The organism is Porphyromonas sp. HMSC065F10 (genome assembly GCF_001808555.1).
Classification (GTDB): Bacteria; Bacteroidota; Bacteroidia; order Bacteroidales; family Porphyromonadaceae; genus Porphyromonas_A.
On the sequence record NZ_KV793766.1, the window covers coordinates 33637 to 38583 of the forward strand.

The following is a 4947-nucleotide window of genomic DNA, read 5'->3' on the forward strand; positions in this document are numbered from 1 at the left end:
TCGGCGAAAGACCATTTTGCAAAGGTCTTTTTGAGTCTCTGCGGGTGAGGACAAAAAAAGCACGCCCCCGGGGAGTACCCAAGGACGTGCTTATGGATAAAAAGGGATTAGTCGTGCGTTACTTGCGGAAGGGGAGCTTGATCACCTCAGCCTCTACCTCCTTGCCACGAATCTCGATGGCGACGGGGGTCTCAGGCTTCTTGTAGTCGGAGAGGACGTAGCCGAGGGCGATGCCCTTCTTGAGTGCGGGAGACATGGTGCCGGAGGTGAGGTGGCCGATCTCCTTACCATTGCCATCGGTCACCTTGTAGCCCTCGCGAGGTACACCGCGTCCCTTTAGCTCGATGCCGACGAGACGGTACTTGGTGCCATTGGCCTTAGCCTCCTCAAGGATCTTGCGACCGGGGAGATTTTCCTTGCCCTCGATCAGCTTCGTTGTCCAGCCGAGACCGGCAGCGTAGGGATTGGTGGTGTCGTCGATGTCGTTACCGTAGAGACAGAATCCCATCTCGAGGCGGAGGGTGTCACGGGCACCGAGACCGACCGGCTTGATGTCAAATTCCTTACCGGCCTCAAAGAGCTGGTTCCAGAAGTTCTCCGGGTCCTTGATGTCCTGGATGTAGAGCTCGTAGCCCCCGGCACCGGTGTAGCCGGTATTGGAGACCAGCACCTCCTCACCGTGGAACTTCCCTCTGTGGAAGCTGTAGTAGGGGATCGCATCGACGTCGATGTCGACGAGCTTCTGGATCGTCTCCTTGGCCTTGGGTCCCTGGACGGCAAGGATGCTCATCCGCTCAGAGCGGTTCTCCAACTCCACACCATCGATCTTGTGGTCGGAGATCCACTTGAAGTCCTTCTCGATATTGGCGGCATTGGCGACCAGCATGTAGTGGTCCCCAAAGCAGTATGCGATGAAGTCATCGACGATACCACCCTTGTCATTGGGGTAGTAATTGTACTGCGCCTTGCCGTCCGTGAGCTTGGAGATGTCGTTGGAGCAGACGTTCTGGAGGAACTCCACTGCCTTGGGACCGCTGACGAAGAGGGCGCCCATGTGGGAGACGTCGAAGACGCCGACGCTCTCAAGGACTGCCATATGCTCAGCAACGATGCCGTCTGGGTACTGGATCGGCATATCGTAGCCGGCGAAGTTGGTCATCTTGGCTCCAAGCTTGACATGGATGTCATGGAAGGGGGTTTTCTTTAGTTCCATAGATTGATAGTTTGTATTGAGTTTTGTATAAAAAAGGTTGCTTACTATGATCTCACCTCTGTCGTGACGATCTCGAGGAGGGTCTCGGCGGCCATCACGAGCGAGGGTATGGGTAGGTACTCATAGATGCCGTGGAAGTTGAGCCCCCCGGCAAAGAGGTTGGGGCAGGGTAGTCCCCGGTGGCTGAGTGTGGCCCCGTCGGTGCCGCCTCTGATGGGCGAGGTGATCGGCTCGATGCCGAGCCGCTTCATCGCCTCGGCAGCGTGATCGACGATCTCCATCCGGTAGAGCAGGCACTCCAGCATATTGCGGTACTGGTCGCGGACAGTGACGGTGATGCGCTCCTCGTCGTAGCGGGAGTTGATCGCTGCCGCTGTGCGGAGCAGTGTGTCCTTGCGCTCCTCGAGTGCTTCGCTATCGAAGTCCCTGAGGATGTACTCCAGCTCTGCCTCCTCTACGGTGCCACTCATCGCAGTGAGGTGGTAGAAGCCCTCTCTCCCCTCAGTCGTGGAGGGCCGCTGGTCGGGTAGGGCGCTGTCAAAGTCCATGGCGAGACGCATGGCGTTGATCATCTTGCCCTTGGCATCGCCGGGGTGGACGTTGAGCCCGTGGCAGTGGATGGTGGCTGAGGCAGCATTGAAATTCTCGTACTGCAGCTCGCCGACAGCTCCGCCATCGACCGTGTAGGCAAAGTCGGCAGCGAACCCCTCCACATCGAAGAGTGAAGCTCCTCTGCCGATCTCCTCGTCGGGTGTAAAGCCGATCCGGATCTCTCCGTGAGCGATCTCTGGGTGGGTCGTCAGGTGGTTCGCCAGCTCCATGATGGCTGCGACACCGGCCTTGTCGTCCGCCCCGAGGAGCGTGGTGCCGTCGGTGACGATCAGCTCTTGCCCCACGTACTGTATCAGCTCGGGGAATTTCTGTGGATTGAGAGTGATTGTACCAGTCTCATCAAGTGGGATCTCTCCGCCCTCGTAATGGACTATCCTTGGCTTGACATTGCGCCCGGAAGCATCCGGAGAAGTGTCCATGTGGGCGATCAGACCGATCACCGGCTGACTCGTCATCCCTACGGCAGGGATGGTCGCCGTGACGTAGCAGTGATCGTCTACGGATGCGGTGAGACCCATAGCGCGAAGCTCGAAGCAGAGGAGGTGCGCCAGGTCCCACTCCTTGTCAGAGGAGGGAGTCTCCTCGCTCGAGGGGTCAGACGTGGTCTCGAGAGAGACGTAGCGTAGAAATCGCTTGACGATGCTCTCCTTACTTATACGCATCGAGATTGGTCTCGTGGGGAGCAAAGTGTGAGATGATCTCCTCGGCTATCGCATCAGCCTCGGCCTCTGTGTGCGCCTCGGCATAGATCCGCATGATCGGCTCGGTATTGCTCTTGCGGAGGTGGACCCAGCGGTCTGGGAAGTCGATCTTCACACCGTCGATGGTGGTGATGGACTGATCCTTATACGCCCTCTTGATTTCGTCAAAGATCCTGTCCACATCAAGCCCGGTGAGGTCCTGACGCTTCTTCACCATCGCATACTGCGGTAGGAGTGCCTTGATCTGGGTCGGCTTGAGGAATCGCTTTGCCATCATGGTGAGGAAGAGGGCGATGCCGACGAGTGCGTCCCGGCCGTAGTGAGCCTTGGGGTAGATCACTCCGCCATTGCCCTCGCCACCGATGAGTGCACCCACCTCTTTCATCTTTGTCACCACATTCACCTCTCCCACAGCGGCCGGAGTGTAGGTGCCTCCATGAGAGATGGTGACATCACGGAGGGCACGGGTGGAGCTGAGATTGGAGACGGTGTCGCTGCCCGGATAGAGGCTCAGCAGGTAGTCGGCGATGCTGACGAGAGTGTACTCCTCACCGAAGGGGGTGCCGTCCTCGCAGAAGATCGCCAAGCGATCCACGTCGGGGTCGACGGAGAAGCCGACATCGGCCTTTTTCTCCTTGACCAACTGCCCCAGCTCGATAAGGTTTTGCGGCAGAGGCTCAGGGTTATGAGCAAAGTCCCCGGTAGGCTCGCCATGGAGCAGGTAGGCACTCTTGACGCCGAGTGCGTCAAAGAGGCGGGGCAGTGCGATGCCGCCGACGGAGTTGATCGTGTCGGCGCAGACGGTGAGCCCTGCCTCGCGGATCGCTGCAGCGTCCACCTCGGGGAGGCTCAGCACCATCTGCACGTGGGCGTCGGTGTAGTCCTTATGCTCCACATGTCCCATGTGATCCACCTCGGCGAAGGTGAAGTCCTCCGCATCAGCCATCCGATAGACCTCTCGTCCCTCGGCATCGGAGAGGAAGGTGCCCTCGTGGTTGAGGAGCTTCAGGGCATTCCAGTGCTTAGGATTGTGGCTCGCTGTGATGATGATGCCGGCATCGGCGCCCTCCTCGGTGACGGCAAACTCTGTCGTCGGGGTGGTGGCGAGACCGATATTCACAACATCAAAGCCGACTGCCTGAAGCGTGCCGATCACGATCCGCTGGATCATGTCTCCGGACATACGGGCATCGCGGCCGACGACGATCTTATTGGACTGTATGGGAGAGTTTTTCCGTGCCTGGGTGGCAAAGGCTGCGGTGAAGTTGACAATGTTGATCGGATTGAGACCCTCGGAGGCACTTCCCCCGATGGTGCCTCGGATCCCGGAGATGGACTTGATAAGGCTCATGATATGATCGATTACCGGTTATTTCTTGTACTCAAAGCGGACATCCTTGAAGTAGAGGGCGAAGCCGTCCTTGGAGAAGGCTATCGGCCCGTGGCGGAAAGAAGTGATGACCTGCACTCGAGAGGGTACGCCGGCGAGACGGACCGCCTCGAGGAGAGCCTCGCACTGGAGGTTGTTATTGGCACTCTCCTGTGCATCTTGATTGGGATCAAGGACCACATCCTCTCCCTTCGGTGTGTAGACGAAGGTGAGGGCTCCGGTGCCGCCACTGTAGGGACCGCCATTGCTCATCCTCTTGATCGACTCCTTGGGGATGCGAGGTCCGATGCCCTCAATCTCCATACGAGCAGAGATGACCCGCTGGCTGCCGGTCACGGGAGCCCCCTTCTCCACTACACGTATGAGGAGTCCCTCCTTGATCTTGACAAATGTCCCCTCAGGTGTGATCAGGTCGGCAGGGAGGTCCTTGATGGTCCGGATGCCGAGGGAGTCGGTGAAGTGCTTCACCTCCGCCTCCTCTTGCTTGATCATATCGACGTAGGACAAGCGCTTCTTGTCACATCCGCTGACTAACAGCAGACCGGAGAGCAGGATCAGGATCGTCAGATGAGTGGGTCTGAGTAGATGTCTCATATTGGGGGATAAAAAAGTGTCTAAGAGTGTAACTCCAAATAATGGTAGCGTCAGGGTCAATGGCGACCCCCGCCACTATGCCATACAAATGTAGCAAAATATCGGCTTAAGTCGCTCCTCTTTTCCCTTTACTTAGGGCTGATGCATTTGATCTTTACATAAGTCATTCAACTCGTCGTGAGAGTGGGATACGAAGCACCCCGACAGGGGTGCCCGTTTTTTAGCCCGGATGTCGAGGGGCGCAGCCCCGAAGACTCCGGGTTACGATGGGGCTCTATCTCAGCGACCCCGCTAGGGTGTCGCACTGATTGCCTGACTGGTAAGTGCGACACCCTGACGGGGTCGTGCATGTTAAAGAGCGTCTTCTTTCCCGGGGTCTTCGCCACTTCGTGGCTCGACCGCCGGGCTAAACACATGGTTTACCATCCTCTCAGTCG

Annotated in this window: 4 protein-coding genes; all 4 read right to left on the reverse strand. The window is 58.0% G+C overall.

The window, feature by feature from the left end:
• Positions 1 to 118: 118 nt before the first annotated feature.
• From gcvT to HMPREF2890_RS02785, 4 genes are read right to left on the reverse strand one after another with little or no spacing between them, the layout of a single operon-like run.
• Entirely contained in the window at positions 119 to 1213 is a 1095-nt protein-coding gene (gene gcvT, locus HMPREF2890_RS02770) for a glycine cleavage system aminomethyltransferase GcvT (protein ID WP_070464980.1), read from the reverse strand.
• A 44-nt stretch (positions 1214 to 1257) separates the two neighbouring features.
• Positions 1258 to 2487: a peptidase T gene (gene pepT / locus HMPREF2890_RS02775; protein WP_070464983.1), complete on the reverse strand. Its 1230-nt coding sequence runs from the start codon at positions 2485 to 2487 to the stop codon at positions 1258 to 1260.
• Positions 2474 to 3877 carry a phosphoglucosamine mutase gene (glmM, locus tag HMPREF2890_RS02780; protein ID WP_070464986.1) on the reverse strand — a complete coding sequence of 468 codons (1404 nt, stop codon included), beginning with the start codon at positions 3875 to 3877 and terminating at the stop codon, positions 2474 to 2476. The genes pepT and glmM overlap by 14 nt, the downstream gene beginning before the upstream one ends.
• Positions 3878 to 3895: 18 nt before the next feature.
• Positions 3896 to 4510, reverse strand: a complete 615-nt coding sequence (locus HMPREF2890_RS02785; RefSeq protein ID WP_070464990.1) for a hypothetical protein — start codon at positions 4508 to 4510, stop codon at positions 3896 to 3898.
• Between the last annotated feature and the right edge of the window lie 437 nt (positions 4511 to 4947).